The following is a 16,577-nucleotide window of genomic DNA, read 5'->3' as shown; positions in this document are numbered from 1 at the left end:
ACCGGTTCGTAGCTGATCCACGCTGGCCTTGTGACATTCAGGTGTGGGAACGTCTAGCGCATGGTGGCCCAACGCGAGGGGATTCGGCCGCAGGAGCGCCCGGTTGGTTCGTTCGGGCGACTCCTGCGGCTGTTCACCATCGCGGGCGTGACGTTCCGCGGTCACCGAATCGTGCCTTCGACGATCACCGAACGTGCCCGGCAGGAGTCTCCGGCACAATCGAGGTGATGGACGCCCTCCTGCCGCGCCCGCGCACCGAACTCGCGCCCGGTGCCGTCCACGTGCCCGACTGGCTCGGCTTCGACGAACAGCGCGAGCTCGTCGCGGCCTGCCGCGGCTTCGCCGGCTACCGCCACACCCGGCTGCCCAACGGCGGCGTGATGTCGGTGAAATCGGTCTGCCTCGGCTGGCACTGGTACCCGTACGGCTACTCGCGCACGACCGGTGAGGGGACGCCGGTGCTGCCGTTCCCGGACTGGCTCGGCGACCTCGGCCGCCGCGCGCTGGCGGACGCGTACGGCGCACCCGCCGAGGACTACGCACCGGACATCGCGCTGGTCAACTTCTACGACGCCGCCGCGAAGATGGGCCTGCACCAGGACAAGGACGAGCGCAGCCCGGCACCGGTGGTGTCCTTCAGCCTCGGCGACGCGTGCGTGTTCCGCTTCGGCAACACCGAAACGCGCGGCCGGCCGTACACCGACGTCGAGCTGCGCTCGGGGGACGTGTTCGTGTTCGGCGGCCCGTCCCGGCTCGCCTACCACGGGGTGCCGAAGACGCTGCCGGGCACGGCGGACCCGGCGCTCGGCCTGACCGGACGGCTGAACATCACGCTGCGCGTCTCAGGTCTCTAGTCCTCTGTGGACTCTTCTTCCTCGGGGACGACGATCAGCCGGACGGCGACCGCGCGCGAGCCCGGCGGGTGGTGGCCCGGCTCGGTGACGTACTTCCAGAGCAGGTTCTGGTACTCCTCGACGAACGACGCGACCTGCTCCTTCGTGAGGGTCAGGCCGCCGCGGTAGATCTGGTTCCAGCCGTCGGCGCTGTCGTAGCCCGCGTACGCCCGCGTGACCAGGCCGAGGTCGTGGCTCATCTTGAGCGCGCCGAGCTTGTGCGCGGCTTCGCGCTCGTCCGGCGTCATCTCCAGGCCCGGCGGGGTGTAGATGTCCTTCATCAGCGACCGCCACCAGCGTTCGCGGCCGGTCGAGCGCTCCTCGATCTCCGCGATCAGGTCGAGGTCGGCGAGCCGGCGGAGGTGGTAGGAGGTCGTCCCGGTGCTCTCGCCGAGGGCCTTCGCGACGCTCGTCGAGTTCGCTTCACCGTGTTTGCCCAGGTAGGACAGGATGTCGCGGCGCACCGGGTTGGCCAGTGCCTTGTAGAAGGCCTTGAGGTCCGCGCCCGTGAGGACGCGGCGTTCGGGACGGTCGACCATGCCCAGAGCGTACTACAGAGACTGTTTGCAAAGAACCTCTGCAATCGGCTACCTTGGATCGGGAGATCGGGGGTTCTGATGAAAAGACTGTTCTGGGTGGCGGGTCTGTGCCTGCTGCCGTGGATCGCGGTACTGGGGATGACGCTGCCGGACGTCGCGGAGGCGCGAAACTGGCGGCTGGCCTGGACGGGCTTCGACGCGGCGGAGGCGCTCGGCCTGCTGGCCACCGCGTGGCTGCTCGGCCGCGGCGACCCGCGGACGCCGTTCGCGGCGATCGGCACGGCGACGCTGCTGCTGGCCGACGCCTGGTTCGACGTGGTGACAGCCGGCGACGACGTCGTGTTCTCGCTGCTCATGGCCGGTTTGGAGGTGCCGCTGGCGCTGGCGTGCCTGTCGGTGGCGCTGCCGCGCCCGGCGGTCCCGGCGCATGTCTGAGCTGGACGCGCGGTTGCGCGACGAGATCGACGACCAGGTCGCGGAGGCCCTGGAGGCCTATCTGGCGGAAGCCGGGCACCTGCCGCGCCCGCGCACCTGGCCGCTGGTGGGGACGGTGGCACTGGGGGTCGTCACCACCTGGCTCGTGCCCTCAGCGGCGTGGGCAGCTTGGATCGCGATCGCGGTCACGAACGTCGCCTGGCTGATCGTCCTGAGTGGAGCGCCTCGAAGCTAGCCTGCGGTCGAGGTCTACTTCGGGTCCTCGCCTGAGGGCGACTTCTCGTTGATAATCCCGAAAGGGACGTGAACGCTGGGGATCTGGGTTGTCTTCTCAAGATGCCGCGCTTGATCGTCGAAGAACACGTGAGGTTTCATGACGTCCAGAATGACGCTCTTGTTTATCCCGCCCAGGAAGAAGGCTTCGTTGACGGTTACGCCCCACGACTTGAGGCTGGTGACGGCGCGCTCGTGAGAAGGTGAGTTCCTTGCGGTCACGATTGAAATTCGTACGCGAGTTTTGTAGGAGGGGTCGGTCAGTCGCCGCTCTTCCTCGAGGCGCTGCAGACGGTTCATGTTCGCCAAGAAGTCGCGCAGAGGTCCTGGCGTGTGCGGAGTTACTGCATTCGCTACCTCGTAGCTGTAGAAGTCCTCGAGGGTTCCGGACTGCATCACTCGTTCCGACTCGTCGTTCGCAAGGACGCCGTCGAAGTCGAAGGCGATGCGGAGGTCCTCATCGTCGTCGTCCACGAACGACGACTCCATGACACGGCCTGCGGGAAGTCCCAGTCCGATCGCATCGCGCACATCCGCCTCGTCGGCAGACAGGAATAGCGACATGTTCAGCGCGGACATGTACCTGTACGGCGATCGCCCCTGTGTGAATATCGCCCTTGTGATCGAAAGACCATGGTGGTTGATAGAGCGCATGACACGCATCCCTGTGTCGGGGTCATTTTCGACAGGACGATGACCTCGACCGGGGGATAATCAGCGTTGGCGAGGTTGTTGAGTGAGAGCAACCGTTTGATGAAGGGAAAGGCGACGCCTGGAGTCAGCGCGTTGTCGAGATTCTCTTCCTGATGCCGACGGTAAGCGTCCTCTCCTTGCTCTTCGAAGATCGTTCGACTTCTTGAGGTCGAACAGTGCGCTTGAGGCCACTCCCACGACAAGTCGGTTGGTGAGATCGTACGACATGGTCATCCTTCGGGTCGCTTCAGCGAGATCGAGGCAACCGGGTGCTCGCTTCCGTGAAGTCGGCGACCATGTCGACGCGGTTACTGCTCACACGAATTCGTGATCGTCGAGCTAGGCAAATGTTGCAAAAAAGATCTCTGAAGGCTGGCTCGCGATCGTCCTCACCAACGTCGTCTGGCTGGTGGTCACGACCACGTGAAGCGGACAGTCTGGCCCGGGCGCAGCTGAGCGGCGACGTCCAGGTCGGCCTCCTCGACGACCGCGATCACCGGGTAGCCGCCCGTCGTCGGGGAGTCCGCGTGGAACAGGATCGGGCGGCCCGATGGTGGCACCTGCAGCGATCCCGGCACGCACGCCTCGGACGGCAGCTCGCCGGAGCGGGCGCGCTGCAAGGGCGGTCCGGTGAGCCGGATGCCGACGCGGTCCGAGTCGGGCGAGACCGTGTACACAGTGGACAGCAGCTCGTCGGGGGCGGCGAACCAGTCGCGACGCGGTCCCGGCGTCACGCGCAGGACGGGCGACGACGGCAAAGCCGGGCGCGGGGCCAAGTCGACCACCGGGAAGGCCCCGGGCGTGCCGACCGGCAGCAGCATCCCGGCCGCGAGCGGTGGTGGGCCGAGCTTTCCGAGGGTGTCCGTCGAGCGTGAACCGAGCACCGGTGGGACGTCGATGCCGCCGCGCACCGCGACGTAGCAGCGCAAGCCCGCCGACGCCATGCCCAGCACCAGTTCGTCGCCCGGCCGGAGCGTGATCGGGCCGTTCATGCCACCCGGCGAGACCGCGCACGAAGCTCCGGTCACCGCCACCGTCGTGACGCTCGACGCGCGCAGCACCAGTCCACCCAGCGTCACCTCCAGCGCCGCGGCGTCCGAAGGGTTGCCGACGAGCCGGTTGGCCAGCTCGAACGACGCGCGGTCGGCGGCGCCGGAGCGGGAGACGCCGAGCGCCGCGTGGCCGGGCCGGCCGAGGTCCTGCACCGTCGTCGAAAATCCCGGTCGCACCACTTCGAGCTTCACGACCGCACCGCCTCGAACCGCACGCGCGTGCCCGGCGGCAGCAGGTTCGGCGGGTCGCGCTCGACGTCCCACACCGGCACGGTCGTCCGGCCGAGCAGCCGCCAGCCACCCGGCGACGCGCTCGGGTAGACCGCGCTGTACTCGCCGGCGATCGCCACCGAGCCCGCCGGGATCCGCGTCCGGGGCGTGGACCGGCGCGAGACGTGCAGCGCCGGGTCCAATCCGGACAGGTACGCGAAGCCGGGCGCGAACCCGCAGAACGCCGAGACGTAGGAACCCTCGCTGTGCCGGGAAATCAGCGTGTCGATCGACAGGCCCGCCTCGGCCGCGACGTCGGCGAGGTCCTCGCCGTCGTACACCACCGGGACGACCACTTCGGCCGACGCGGACACCTCACTGTCCACAGGGGACACTTCGCGCAGCACCGCGCCGAGCCGGTCCGCGTCCGTCACCGCGGGGTCGAAGCGGACCAGCAGCGTCCGGGCCGCCGGGACCAGCTCTTCGACGCCGGGCAAGGACAACCGCGTCAACGCCGCTTGGAAGCCGAGCACGTCGTCGAGTTCCACGAGCACCGCGCGCCGCCCGCACGGCAGCAGCCGGACGGTCATCCGGTGAACGCGGTCAGCGGGACGTCCGCGGCGGTCAGGCCTTCGCGGATCCGCCGGGCGAGGTCGACCGCGCCCGGCGTGTCCCCGTGCACGCACAAGGAGTCCGGGAGCAGGTCGAGCTGCCCGCCGTCCGCCGTCACGACGCCGCCGCCGGTGGCCATCCCCACCGCGCGCTCGGCCACCGCCGAACCGTCGTGCAGCACCGCGCCCGGCTCCTTGCGCGAGACGAGCTTGCCGTCGGCGGTGTACGCCCGGTCCGCGAACGCCTCCGCGTACGCCACCACGCCCGCTTTTTCCGCTTGCCGCTGCATTTCCGAGTTCGGCAGGCAGAGCAGCGCGAGCGCGGGGTCGTACCGGCGCAGGCCGTCGACGATCGCCGCCGCCTGCTCGACGTCCACCGCCGCGGTGTTGTACAGCGCGCCGTGCGGCTTCACGTACGTCACGCGGCTGCCCGCCGCGCGGGCGAACGCGTCCAGCGCACCGATCTGGTAGAGCACCTCGTTCGCCAGGTCGTCCGGTGCGATGTCGAGCGCGCGCCGGCCGAACCCGGCCAGGTCGTGGTAGCCGACGTGCGCCCCGATCGCGACGCCGCGTTCGGCCGCCAGGTCGCACACCCGCCGCATCACCGACGGGTCGCCGGCGTGGAAGCCGCACGCGACGTTCGCGCTGGTCACGATGTCGAGCATGGCTTCGTCGTCGCCCATCTTCCAGGCGCCGAAGCCCTCGCCGAGATCGCTGTTCAGATCCATTTCAGCCCACCCGGTATTCGCTGTCGAGCCGGTCCGTGATGAACATGTACCCCGGCGCGTGGGTGATCGCAAAGGGGGGCCGCGACGCCATCAGCGCCGCCTGCGGGGTGACGCCGCAGGCCCAGAACACCGGGACGTCGCCCGGCTCCGCGTCCACCGGGTCGCCGAAGTCCGGCCGGGAAAGGTCGTCGATGCCCAGCGCACGCGGGTCGCCGATGTGCACCGGCGCGCCGTGCACGGCCGGCATCGCGCGGGTGATCCGGACGGCGTCGTCGACGCGGTTCTCCGGGATCTGCCGCATCGACACGACCATCGGCCCGAACAGCCGCCCGGCGGGTTCGCACTGCCGGTTCGTCACGTACATCGCGACGTTGCGGCCCTGGTCGACGTGCCGCAGCGGGACGCCCTCGGCGGCCAGCGCCGTCTCGAACGTGAAGCTGCAGCCGATCGAGAACGCGACCATGTCGCTGCGCCAGAGGCCGGTCGCGTCGGACACCTCGCCGGCCAGCACGCCGTTCTGCCAGATCCGGTAGCGCGGCAGGTCGGTGCGCAGGTCCGCGCCCTCGGCGAGGCGGGTGGCCGGGTCGCCGGGGTCGGTGACGTCGAGCAGCGGGCACGGCTGCGGGTTGCGGGTGCAGAACAGCAGGACGTCGTAGGCCCAGTCCTCGGGCACGGCGATCAGGTTCGTCTGGGTGAAGCCGTTGGCCCAGCCCGTCGTGGGGTGGGCGGTGCCGCGGCGGAACGCTTCGCGCGCTTGCGCGGGAGTGAGCGTCGCGGGTTCCTCAAAGGTCGTCATGAGTTCCCCCTCAGTCGACGAGTTCGATGCCCCGAGTCTCCGGAAGCCCCAGCAGGGCGAGCACGGCGATGCCGTAGCCGAGCGCGCCGAACACGATCGCGCCGCCCGCGCCGAGGAAGCCGACGACGGTCGGGAAGATCGCGCCGACCGCGCGGCCGAAGTTGTAGGTGAAGCCCTGTCCCGTCCCGCGCAGCGCCGTCGGGTACAGCTCGGCGAGGTACGCCCCGAAACCGCTGAAGATCGCGGACATCGAGAAGCCGAGCGGGAAGCCGAGGACGAGCACGAGCCCGTTGGCGCCCTTGGGGATCTGCGTGTACGCGACGATCAGCGCGGCCGAGAGCAGCGCGAACGTCAGGAAGGTCTTCTTGCGCCCCATCAGGTCCGTGAGGTAGCCGCCGCAGACGTAGCCGACGAACGCACCGGTGATGAGGAACGCGAGGTAGCCGCCGGTGCCGATCACGGTCAGCTCGCGCGTCTTCTTCAGGTAGGACGGCAGCCACGTCGAGATCGTGTAGTACCCGCCCTGGACGCCGGTGGCGAGCAGCGCGGCGAAGAGCGTCGTGCGCAGCAGGTCGGCCTGGAAGATCTTGACCAGCGTGCCTTTCACGCGCTCGGTCTTGAGCCGCTCTTCGGCGCGCGGGGCGTCCTTGACGCTCTTGCGGACCCACAGCACGAGCAGCGCCGGGATGATGCCGGTCCAGAACATGATCCGCCAGGCGACGTCGTCGCTCGCGACGCTGAACACCACGGTGTAGACGATCACCGACAGGCCCCAACCGACCGCCCACGCGCTCTGCACGAACGCCACGGTCCGGCCGCGGTACTTGGCCTGCGAGTACTCCGCGACCAGCGCGGCGCCGGCCGCCCACTCACCACCGAAGCCCAGGCCCTGCAGGGCGCGAAAGACCAGCAGCGTCTCGAAGTTGGGCGCGAACCCGCAGAGCACGGTGAAGATCGTGTACATCGCGATGGTGATCTGCAGCGTGCGGACGCGGCCGATCCGGTCGGCCAGCATGCCGGCCCCGACCCCGCCGACGGCCGACACGACCAGCGTCGTCGTGCCGAGCAGGCCGGCTTCGCCGCTGGATATCCCGAAGTACGCGGTGATCGCGGCCAGGCCGAGCGGCAGGGTCTGGTAGTCGAACGAGTCCAGCCCGTAGCCGCCGAAGGCGCCCACGAAGGCGCGGCGCCCGCGTTTGCCGAGCGTGCGGAACCAGTCGAACGGCCGAGCCTCGGTAGCAGTTGTCGCAGTCATGGGCACCTCCTGGCCAGTGTCTCATCGTGGCGCGCCTCACACACTAGGGATTGTTGAACAATTCCACAAGACGGCAATTACATCGTCCTTAGTGTGACGGGTACCATCGTGGGCGTGGTCATCGAAGACAGCGGGCTCCCGGGCCTGGAGGCCGACCGCGGCCTGGTCAGCCGCAAGAGCACGGCCGAGCGGGTCGCCGGCGTCCTGCGCAAGCGCATCGCGGAAGGCTTCTTCCTGCCCGGCGGCCGGCTCTCGGAGCAGGACATCGGCAACGCGCTCGGCGTCTCCCGCAACACGCTGCGCGAGGCGTTCCGGCTGCTCACGCACGAGCGGCTGCTGGCCCACGAGCTCAACCGCGGGGTCTTCGTCCGCATCCCGAGCGTCGAGGACGTCGTCGACATCTACCGCGTCCGCAAGATCATCGAGTGCGCCGCGGTCCGCGGGGTGACGGCGAAGCCGGCGACCTTCCAGCGGATCAAGGAGAAGGTCGAGATCGGCGACGAGGCCGCGCGCACCGGGAACTGGAAGGACCTCGGCACCGCGAACGTGTGGTTCCACCAGGAGCTGGCCGCGCTGTCCGGCAGCGAGCGCGTCAACGAGCTGGTCGGCCGGCTGACCGCCGAGCTGCGGCTGGTCTTCCACATCATGGCCGAGCCGCGGCGCTTCCACGAGCGCTACCTGCCGCGCAACCACGAGATCCTGGACCGCATCGAGGCCGGCGACGGGCCGGGCGCGGAGCAGCTGCTGATGAAGTACCTCGAGGACGCCGAGGAACAGCTGGTCGAGGCGTACGCGGACCGCGCCGAAGCGGCCCGGGCGGCGGTCGCGGCCGACTAGCTAGGCCTGCCGGCGCACCATTTCGGCGATCCAGACCGGCGCGAACGGCGACGTGCAGTTCGGCGGGGTCGGGTAGTCCTTGAGCACCTCGAGGCGCTCGCCGATGTCGATCGCGCGGGCGCGGTGGCTCTCGTGCTCGATCCCGATCCGGGCCAGGCAGCTGTTCATCGCCCACTGCAGCCGGTCCGGCGCGTCCTTCATCTCCTTCTCGATGAGGTCGAGGAGGCCGTCGAGGTCTTCGGGGTGGTCCGCCACGCGGTCGGTGGTCAGCGCCCAGCCGGCGCTCGCGACCACGGGATCCGGGTCGGCGAACCAGGTCCGGCGCAGTTCTTCGGCGTGCGGGCTCTTCTTCACCACGTAATTCACGAGCCAGTCGTGCGCCTTGGGGGTGCGCGCGGTCCGCAGCATGGCGTCCAGCTCGTCGCGGCCGAACGCCTTCGGGCGGCAGATCAGGGTGGCCAGGAGCTTCGCCGCCGTGTCGCCGGTGGCCCAGAGATCGCGGGCGAGGTCCTGCTGCGTCTTCAGCCGCTTCGCGACCGCGCGCAGCTTGCCGAGGTTGACGCCGTGGTCGTCGCCGTGCTTCTCGTTGACCGCGCGGGCCTTGGGGTCCTCGAGCGCGGCCAGCTCGGCGAGCACGGCGTCCACTGTCGATTCGGGCACGGCGGCCAGTCTACGGCTGCCCGTTCGGGCACCCCGGCATTTTGACGGTCCCCAATTCCCGCTCGGCTCGATAGCCTGCGAAAGCGGTTTCGCCGCCGGAGACCCCCAGCGGCAGGCGGAGCCCACCGCTGCCGGGCCGGGGCCTCCCCAGTGTCACGGTCCGGCAGCCCTCGAACGCGCGGCAGGCCCGGCCGGAACCCAGGCCGGGCCTGCTGTTGCACGCCGTCAGCCGGCGTAGCGGGCGAAGATCCTCGTGAAGTCCCACGCCTGCTGGGAAACACCCGAACACGTGTCGTCGTTCGGGTAGGCGCCCGGGCACGGGCGGTCGCGGTTGGCCGACCAGAACGTCAACCGGGCCAGGTGGTGGGAGTTCGCGTAGGCCAGGATGGTGGTGAAGTCGTTCAGCGTGACCGTCTCGTTGTTGTCCGTGATGCCGTTCATCGACGAGATGCCCATGTGCCGGTAGGCCGTGTCGTCGTCGTAGCCGTACGCGGTCTTGACGACGTTCTTGAGCCCTTCGGCCGCGCGCTGGGTCAGCGTGCCCATGTTCTGGCCGGCGCCGCCGAAGTCGAACGGCATGATGACCCAGCCGTCGACCGTCAGCCCGGACTGCGCCGCCCGGTTCACCAGGCTGTTGTCCGGACCGGACTGTCCGGTGCCGAACGTGACGTACAGCTTGATGCCCGGGTTGTTCGCCCGCACCGTCTTCAGCGCGTCGACCGTGCGCTGCTGCACGGTCGGGTTGCTGTAGGCGTCGGCCTCGATGTCGATGTCGATCGCCTTGAGGCCGTAGGCGCTGATCACCTTCTGGTAGCCCGCCGCCAGCTCACCCGCGCTGCCGCACGACGACTCCAGCTTGTTGCCGGAGTAGCCGCCGAACGACGGGATGACGTCGCCGCCGCCCGCGCGCACGGCGTTGATGGTGTTCTGGTCGACACCGCCGGTGAGCGCCCGGCCGCCGTCCCACATCGGGTTGCAGTAGCCGTTGGACAGGATGAACGCCAGCGTGAACCACTTGACGCCGGTGGCGTTCTGGATCGTCTGCGGGCTCGGCGGGTTGCCCCAGCCGTTGTAGAGGTAAGGCGCCACGGCCATTACGCCCGGCCCGCTCGGCGGCGGCGTGGTGCCGCCGGACGGGAGCGTCCACTGCTGGTTGGCCGTGCTCGCGCACGTCCAGATCTGCAGCCGCGTGCCGTTCGCGCTGGAGTTGCCGGTCGCGTCGAGGCACTTGCCCGAACCGGTGTTGACCAGGTTCTTCGCCGCGTTGGCCGTCCACTTCTGGGCGGCGGAGCCGTTGCAGTCCCAGAGCTGGACCGTGGTGCCGTTCGCGGTGCCCGCGCTCGTGACGTCCAGGCACTTGCCCAGTGCCTGCAGGGACCCGTCGGAGCCGACCGTCCACTGTTGGGCGTTGGTTCCGTTGCAGTCGTAGAGCTGGATCGCCGTGCCGTTGGCGGTGCTCGCCGCGTTGACGTCGACGCACTTGCCGGCGATGCCGGTGATCGGGCCGGTCGCCGCCTGCGCGACGCCCGGTGCGAGCACCAGCGCCGACGCGGCGATCAGCGCACCGAATACTGCTGTCTTCTTCATGCGGGCACGTTCCACTTCTGGTTGGCGGCGCCGGTGCACGTCCAGATCTGCAGCCGGGTGCCGTTGGCGCTGGAGTTGCCGGTCGCGTCGACGCACTTGTTCGACCCGGCCCCGACGAGGTCCCGGGCCGCGGTGGCCGCCCACTGCTGGTTGGCCGTGCCGCCGCAGTCCCAGAGCTGCAGCTGCGCACCGTCCGCTGTGGACTGTCCGGTCACGTCGAGGCACTTGCCGAGCGCGCGGATCGTGCCGTCGGTGCCGACGGTCCACTGCTGCGCGCTCGAGCCGTTGCAGTCGTAGAGCTGGACCGCGGTGCCGTTGGCGCTGCTGGCGCCGGCGACGTCGATGCACTTGCCGCCGAGGCCGGTGATCGGGCCGGTCTTGCCGGTGCCGCCCCCGCCGGTGCCCTGGTTGCCGTTCCAGGTGAAGGTGGCCGAGGTGTGGCCGGGCAGGGTGTAGGTGAACGACGAGTTGCCCCAGTTCACGCGCACGCTCTGGTTGCCCGTGCCGGAGTTGTACGCGATGAGCGCCTTCGAGCCGTCCGGGTTCTTCCAAACGACATTGCGGACGGTCGAGTTGTCGTTCGAGTCGATCCGGTACGCGCCGGGCTTCACGAACTTCGTCAGGTGGCCCATCGTGTAGTACTCGACGGTGTAGTCGACCTGCCCGCTGCGCGAGTCTCCGTTGTGGACGGTGATCAGGCCGGTGCAGGTGCCGCAGCCGCCGTTGTGCGGGCCCATGTTCTGGTCGACGCCGAGGCTCCACTTGACGAAGCTCTTCGACCAGTTGCGCGTGTAGTCGACGATGTTGTTCATGTCCTCGGCCTGCTGGTTCGAGATCCAGGTGCCCCCGGAGTGCTCGGTCGAGTAGGCGTTGACGTTCGGGTACTGGTTGTGCGTCGTCGTCTGCTGCGAGATGTCGCCGCCGTAGCCGTGCCAGGCGACGCCGCCGAAGTTGGGGTGGTTGCGGATCGCCGGGTCGTCCAGGGTCGGGGCGCCGTAGGACGCGTAGGTGTCCCAGTTCCAGTCGAGCGCGAGGACCTTTGTGGACAGTCCGGCACCCTGCAGGGCCGGCAGCAGGTTGTTCTTGGCGAAGTACGCCAGCCCGGCGCCGTTCCAGTTGGTCGACGGGTAGCTCGAGCAGCACGTCGGCTCGTTCTGCATCGAGACGTAGTCGATCGGCACGCCCGCGGCCTGGTAGGCCTGGAGGTACTTGACGAAGTACTGCGCGTAGGCCGGGTAGTACTGCGACTCGACCCAGCCGAGCAGGTAGCTGTCGTTGTCCTTCATCCACGGCGGCGCGCTCCACGGCGACGCCATCACCTTGGCCTGCGGGTTGAGCTGCTTGGCCTGCTTGGTGAGCGGCAGCACGTCGGCCTGGTCGTGGGCGATCGAGAAGTGCGTCAGGTTCGGGTCGGTCTGCCCGGCCGGCATGTCGTCGAAGGTGTAGCTGTAGCGGGCCAGGTCGGACGCGCCGAGCGGGTTGCGGATGAAGCTCAGCCCGATGCCGGTGTTCGGGTCGAACAGCTTGCGCATCGTGTCGTCGCGGGTGGCCTGGGACAGCGCCCCGCTGGAGTTCAGCAGCCACGCGGCGGTGTCCGTGAAGGACGCTCCACCGCCTTCGAACTGCTGGTAGGTGGTGTTTTCGTTGACGTTGATGGTCACACCGCCGGACCCGGTGCCCGAGGCGAAGGTGACCGGCGTCTGCTGCTGCAGGCCGCGGGTGACCGTCCGGCCGCCGGAGTCGCTGGTGGTGGTGAGCCAGACGTTCACGGTCTCGCCCGCGGCCTGCGCGGGCGCGGCGAAGGTGGCCGCGGCGAGCGCGGTCACGCCGAGCAGGGTGAGCAGTTTCTTCATGGCAGCGTCCACTTCTGGTTCGCACCGGACCCGCAGGTCCAGATCTGGAGCCGGGTCCCGTTGGCGCTCGAGTTCCCGGTGGCGTCGAGGCACTTGCCGGAGCCGGCGTTCACGAGGTTCTGCGATCCGTTGGCCGACCACTTCTGCGCGGCGGAACCGTTGCAGTCCCACAGCTGGGTCGGCGTGCCGTTGGCCGTGCCGGCACTGGTGACGTCGAGGCACTTGCCAAGTGCTTTTACGGTCCCGTCGCTGCCGACTGTCCACTGTTGAGCGGTCGTGCCGTTGCAGTCGTACAGCTGGACGGCGGTGCCGTTGGCGTTGTTCGCGCCGGCGACGTCGACGCACTTGCCGCCGAGGCCGGTGATCCGCCCGGCGTTCTGCGTGGGCGGCGTCGTGGTGCCGCCGGCGAACTGCGTCGCGACCTGCTCGCCGAGGCTCGTGGCGTTGGCGTGGTTCTCGATCGGGTCGACGTGCGTGTTCGGGAACACGATGTACGTCACCGGGCCCTCGGTGCCGCCGTTGGACGGGTCCGGTTTGATGCCGAGGTTGACGGCGGTCGCGTAGGACGCCTCACCGATGATGCTCGTCGGACCCGTGTCGCCGACGACGGCGTAGGTGACCTTGTTGTTGTAGATCACCGCCACGACCGAACCGCCGTCGATGCCGTAATTGCGGTAGTCCCAAGTGGACGTCGGCTGCGGCAGGACGATGTACGGCAGCTGGGCCGCGTTGAGCGGCTGGTCGGTCGAGGTGTGGAACGCGGTGTCGGGGTAGAAGCAGCAGTCGGTGTTCTCGTTGCACTGGGTCGTCCGGACCCCGTCGCAGTCGATGTCCATGTCGGCCGTGAAGAACACCGCGCCGTTGGCCTGGCAGACGGGCACGGTGGCCGCGCCGCCTTCGTCGAAGGAATATTTGCCGTTCGAAATCTGCTGGCAGGTCTGGGTCTTCGCGAGCAGCTGGCTCGCGGACGGACCGGCCTCGACGGCGGCTTGGGCGGAGCCGGTGAGGAAAGAAAGCGCTAACAGGGCACACCCCATTAGCGCGACGAACATTCGTCGCACTGGGATTCTCCTTGTGGGGGAAGGAAAGAGTGCCGGGCAGGCGGGCCGGGCGGGGCCCGCCTACCCGGGGGGATGGATCAGGGAGTGTTCCACTTCTGGTTGGCCGTGCCGCCGCAGGTCCAGATCTGCAGGCGGGTGCCGTTCGCACTCGAATTGCCGGTGGCGTCGAGGCACTTGTTCGCGTTGGGGTTCACGATGTCCTTCGCCCCGCTGATCGCCCATTGCTGGGCCACGGTTCCGTTGCAGTCGTAGAGCTGCACGGGGGTCCCGTCCGCGGTGCCCGCGGCGCTGACGTCCATGCACTTGCCGAGCGCGCGGATCGTGCCGTCGGTGCCGATGGTCCAGTTCTGCGCGGCGTTGCCGTTGCAGTCGGTGATCTGGATCGGTGTGCCGTTGGCGGTGTTCGCCCCCGCGACGTCGACGCACTTGCCGCCGATGCCGGTGATGGTGCCGGTCCGGCCGCTCGGCGGGGTGCCGCCCCCGGTGTCGCTGGTGACGTGGACGTAGTCGACGACCAGCTGCTGCGGGAACTGCGTGCTGCTGTTCGGGTCGCCGGGCCAGTACCCGCCGACGGCGAGGTTGAGGATGATGAAGAAGTTGTGGTCGTAGACCCAGCGGTTGCCGTTCAGGTCGGCCGGCGTGCGCGTCTGGTAGAGGTTGCCGTCGACGTACCACTTGATCTGGTTGGGCGACCAGTCGACGGCGTAGGTGTGGAAGTCGTCGGAGAAGTTCGGGCCGTTGTAGGCCGCGCCGATGCCGCCGGAGCCGGAGTAGCCCGGGCCGTGGATGGTGCCGTGCACGGTGTTCGGCTCGAACCCGACGTTCTCCATGACGTCGATCTCGCCGTCGGTCGGCCAGTTGCCGCCGCCGAGCATCCAGAACGCGGGCCACATGCCCTGCCCGCGCGGGAGCTTCATGCGCGTCTCGAAGTGACCGTAGGCCTGGCTGAACTTGCCGGCGGTGTTCATCCGCGCGGAGGTGTACTCGCAGCGGCCGTACCAGCAGTTGTAGTTGCCGGGGTTTTCCTTCTTGGCGGTGATGACGAGGTGGCCCTGGCCGTCGAGCTGGGCGTTGTTGGTGCCGGAGGTGTAGTACTGCCGCTCGTGGTTGTTGACGTTGTCGCCGGTTTCGAGCTGCCACTTCGACCCGTCGACGGCGGCGCCCGCGGGGCCGTTGAAGTCGTCGGTGAAGGTGGCGGCGGCCTCGGCCGCTACGGGGGTCAGGACCTGCTGGCCGAGGAACAGCAGGGAGGCCGCGGCGAGGAGCGCGGCTGTTCTCTTTCGGGCTTTTCGGAACGAGGTGGACATCGTTGTCGCCTCTCTCACCGTGGGGGGAACGGCGTTCCGCGCGCAGCACGGAACGCGGGGAGGGGGAGGTGGCCTCGCATGCCGGGGCGGCGGCAGGCGCGACCGTTTCGCCGGCGCACGCGGTCCGTGGGCGGGGTCGGACTTTACGGGCGGCGACGTCTTTGCCGGGTGCTTTGTTGTGCCTGGCAACAAAGTATGCATGGTCCAGACAAGCCGGGCAACCGTCGGGCGGTCATTTTTTTTCAACCCGAATTAAGGGTGAGTGGGTGGCGGGTTTGGGGTGCGATGCTGGTGGGGCGGGTTCCCGGTCAGCGGGGCACGTGCTCTGCACTCGAGCTCGTCGCTCCTTCCGGCACCCCGAAGCCCTCATTGTGACTACGGCCGGCGACACCGCGTCAAGGCGGGAAAGATGCCTTGACCCGGTGCCGCCGGCCGTGTTCTGGCTTCGGATCGGGGTGCGGGGGAGTCTGGGTTCTCGTCCGTTCCTGTTCTCGGGTTCCCCTTGCTTTTGCCTCACGCCGCGTCTGAGTTGGGGGCTCCTGGCTTGGCGATCTTCGATGTTGCTCCCTGCTCCAGCAGGTCCGCTACCGGTAGCGTTGCTGCTCCTGTTGCCACCGCGTCCAGGCCCAGGGAGCCCAGCTGGATTGATGTCTGGCTGAACGGGTGCCTCAGTGCGTGCTCGCTCGCCGCTTCGCGGATTCTTGGCAGCAGCTGCTCGCCCAGGGCCAAGCCTGCCCAGCCGCCGATCACTATGCGCTCCGGGTTGAACAAGTTGATCAAGTTCGCTATCCCCGCGCCCAGGTAGCCGGCCGTCTCGTCCAGTACCTTTGCCGCCGTCTTGGACTTCGGGGCTGCCTCCAGGAGGGCCGCGAACTGGGCCTGCTCGTCCTCGCCCGGGACTTCCTTCCCCCGCACTCGCCGGTACCTCGCCAGCACTCCGCCCGCGCCGATGTACGCCTCCAGGCAGCCGAGCGCTCCGCAGCGGCATTGCTGCCCTCCGTACGCGATCGTTGTGTGGCCCCACTCGCCCGCGCTGCTCGTCGATCCCCGGTACGTCGTTCCGTCCGTCACCACCGCCGCGCCCACGCCCGAGCCGATCAGTGCTATCACCGCGTGGCGGGCTCCCCGGCCCGCGCCGAACCACATCTCCGCCTGGCCCTGCGTCTTCGCTCCGTTGTCGACGAACAACGGCAACGACACCCCCGCGTCCTGCAGCAGTGATACCAGCGGCACCGCGTCCCAGCCCACCGTCGGTGCGTGGACCAGCACCCTCGCGCCCTGCTCGACCGTGCCCGGGACGCCGATGCCCACGCCCAGCACCGTTGCTTCGTCGATGCCCGCGCTCGCGAACACCTCGCGCAACCCCGATGTCACCTGCTCGACCGCCGTTGCCGGGTCCGGGGCCTTCGGGAGCGGGTGGTCCACCGTTGCCAGGCGGGTCATCGCCAGGTCGAACAGCTCCACCTTGACGCCCGTCTCGCCGATGTCGACCCCCGCGACGTGCCCGTACGCCGGGTCGACGCGCAGCAGCACTCGCGGCCGGCCGCCGTCGGACTCGACCTGGCCCGCCTCCGTGATGAGGCGCTCTTCGCCCAGTTCGGCGGTCACGTTGCTGACCGTCGCCGCACTCAATCCGGTGAGCTGGCTCAGTTCGTGCCGCGACAGCGGGCCGTCGAAGTACAGTTTCGACAGCAGCAGGGAACGGTTGTGCCGCCGCAGATCACGGACGGTGGTGCGCTTGCTCGCCATGGGCAACCCATCTGAAACTCTCACCGGCTGCGACCAGG

16 protein-coding genes and 1 pseudogene are annotated in these 16,577 nt (G+C 69.0%); 4 read left to right on the top strand and 13 right to left on the bottom strand.

Annotated features, from left to right (window positions below):
* Nucleotides 1-227: 227 nt before the first annotated feature.
* Nucleotides 228-854, top strand: coding sequence for an alpha-ketoglutarate-dependent dioxygenase AlkB family protein (locus ACIRSS_RS16440; RefSeq protein ID WP_400895460.1), 627 nt, complete (start codon nt 228-230; stop codon nt 852-854).
* Here ACIRSS_RS16440 and ACIRSS_RS16435 read toward each other — a convergent pair.
* Nucleotides 851-1,432 (bottom strand): ArsR/SmtB family transcription factor, encoded by a 582-nt coding sequence (locus tag ACIRSS_RS16435; RefSeq protein ID WP_400895457.1) that lies wholly within the window; start codon nt 1,430-1,432, stop codon nt 851-853. The two genes, ACIRSS_RS16440 and ACIRSS_RS16435, sit on opposite strands and share 4 nt — an antisense overlap.
* Before the next feature lie 78 nt (nt 1,433-1,510).
* Here ACIRSS_RS16435 and ACIRSS_RS16430 point away from each other — a divergent pair, with 78 nt between their 5' ends.
* Entirely contained in the window at nt 1,511-1,867 is a 357-nt protein-coding gene (locus ACIRSS_RS16430; protein WP_400895455.1) for a hypothetical protein, read from the top strand.
* On the top strand, nt 1,860-2,102 hold the full coding sequence (locus ACIRSS_RS16425) for a hypothetical protein (RefSeq protein ID WP_400895453.1): 243 nt from the start codon (nt 1,860-1,862) through the stop codon (nt 2,100-2,102). Before ACIRSS_RS16430 ends, ACIRSS_RS16425 begins: the two co-directional genes overlap by 8 nt.
* A gap of 14 nt (nt 2,103-2,116) precedes the next feature.
* Here the strand turns inward: ACIRSS_RS16425 and ACIRSS_RS16420 are convergent.
* The 6 genes and pseudogenes from ACIRSS_RS16420 to ACIRSS_RS16395 form a co-directional block, all read right to left on the bottom strand.
* Nucleotides 2,117-3,036: pseudogene (locus ACIRSS_RS16420) on the bottom strand (5'-nucleotidase).
* A 210-nt stretch (nt 3,037-3,246) separates the two neighbouring features.
* Nucleotides 3,247-4,077 carry a biotin-dependent carboxyltransferase family protein gene (locus ACIRSS_RS16415; protein ID WP_400895450.1) on the bottom strand — a complete coding sequence of 277 codons (831 nt, stop codon included), beginning with the start codon at nt 4,075-4,077 and terminating at the stop codon, nt 3,247-3,249.
* Nucleotides 4,074-4,685 (bottom strand): allophanate hydrolase subunit 1, encoded by a 612-nt coding sequence (locus ACIRSS_RS16410; RefSeq protein WP_400895448.1) that lies wholly within the window; start codon nt 4,683-4,685, stop codon nt 4,074-4,076. The genes ACIRSS_RS16415 and ACIRSS_RS16410 overlap by 4 nt, the downstream gene beginning before the upstream one ends.
* Nucleotides 4,682-5,434, bottom strand: coding sequence for a LamB/YcsF family protein (locus ACIRSS_RS16405; protein WP_400895446.1), 753 nt, complete (start codon nt 5,432-5,434; stop codon nt 4,682-4,684). Before ACIRSS_RS16405 ends, ACIRSS_RS16410 begins: the two co-directional genes overlap by 4 nt.
* Before the next feature lies 1 nt (nt 5,435).
* Nucleotides 5,436-6,230 carry a putative hydro-lyase gene (locus tag ACIRSS_RS16400; protein ID WP_400895444.1) on the bottom strand — a complete coding sequence of 265 codons (795 nt, stop codon included), beginning with the start codon at nt 6,228-6,230 and terminating at the stop codon, nt 5,436-5,438.
* Nucleotides 6,231-6,240: 10 nt separating this feature from the next.
* Nucleotides 6,241-7,485 carry an MFS transporter gene (locus ACIRSS_RS16395; protein ID WP_400895442.1) on the bottom strand — a complete coding sequence of 415 codons (1,245 nt, stop codon included), beginning with the start codon at nt 7,483-7,485 and terminating at the stop codon, nt 6,241-6,243.
* A 114-nt stretch (nt 7,486-7,599) separates the two neighbouring features.
* Between ACIRSS_RS16395 and ACIRSS_RS16390 the strand changes: the two genes are divergently transcribed.
* A complete protein-coding gene (locus ACIRSS_RS16390; protein ID WP_400897494.1) occupies nt 7,600-8,322 on the top strand; it encodes a GntR family transcriptional regulator in 723 nt (240 codons plus the stop codon).
* Here the strand turns inward: ACIRSS_RS16390 and ACIRSS_RS16385 are convergent, their stop codons facing one another.
* The 6 genes from ACIRSS_RS16385 to ACIRSS_RS16360 all read right to left on the bottom strand — a co-directional run bounded on the left by ACIRSS_RS16385 (nt 8,323) and on the right by ACIRSS_RS16360 (nt 16,539).
* Entirely contained in the window at nt 8,323-8,982 is a 660-nt protein-coding gene (locus ACIRSS_RS16385) for a DNA alkylation repair protein (protein ID WP_400895439.1), read from the bottom strand. It abuts the gene before it with no gap.
* A gap of 225 nt (nt 8,983-9,207) precedes the next feature.
* The gene (locus ACIRSS_RS16380; protein ID WP_400895436.1) at nt 9,208-10,569 is read right to left on the bottom strand and encodes a ricin-type beta-trefoil lectin domain protein; all 1,362 of its coding nucleotides are present in this window, start codon (nt 10,567-10,569) and stop codon (nt 9,208-9,210) included.
* On the bottom strand, nt 10,566-12,422 hold the full coding sequence (locus ACIRSS_RS16375) for a ricin-type beta-trefoil lectin domain protein (RefSeq protein WP_400895433.1): 1,857 nt from the start codon (nt 12,420-12,422) through the stop codon (nt 10,566-10,568). The genes ACIRSS_RS16380 and ACIRSS_RS16375 overlap by 4 nt, the downstream gene beginning before the upstream one ends.
* Entirely contained in the window at nt 12,419-13,483 is a 1,065-nt protein-coding gene (locus tag ACIRSS_RS16370; RefSeq protein WP_400895431.1) for an RICIN domain-containing protein, read from the bottom strand. Before ACIRSS_RS16370 ends, ACIRSS_RS16375 begins: the two co-directional genes overlap by 4 nt.
* Nucleotides 13,484-13,560: 77 nt before the next feature.
* Entirely contained in the window at nt 13,561-14,790 is a 1,230-nt protein-coding gene (locus tag ACIRSS_RS16365; protein WP_400895428.1) for an RICIN domain-containing protein, read from the bottom strand.
* Nucleotides 14,791-15,303: 513 nt separating this feature from the next.
* The gene (locus tag ACIRSS_RS16360; RefSeq protein ID WP_400895426.1) at nt 15,304-16,539 is read right to left on the bottom strand and encodes an ROK family protein; all 1,236 of its coding nucleotides are present in this window, start codon (nt 16,537-16,539) and stop codon (nt 15,304-15,306) included.
* Between the last annotated feature and the right edge of the window lie 38 nt (nt 16,540-16,577).

This window comes from Amycolatopsis sp. NPDC101161 (assembly GCF_044768185.1).
In the GTDB taxonomy this organism is placed as follows: domain Bacteria; phylum Actinomycetota; class Actinomycetes; order Mycobacteriales; family Pseudonocardiaceae; genus Amycolatopsis.
Note: the sequence above shows the minus strand (reverse complement) of the source record. Positions and strands in the feature narration are given on the sequence as shown.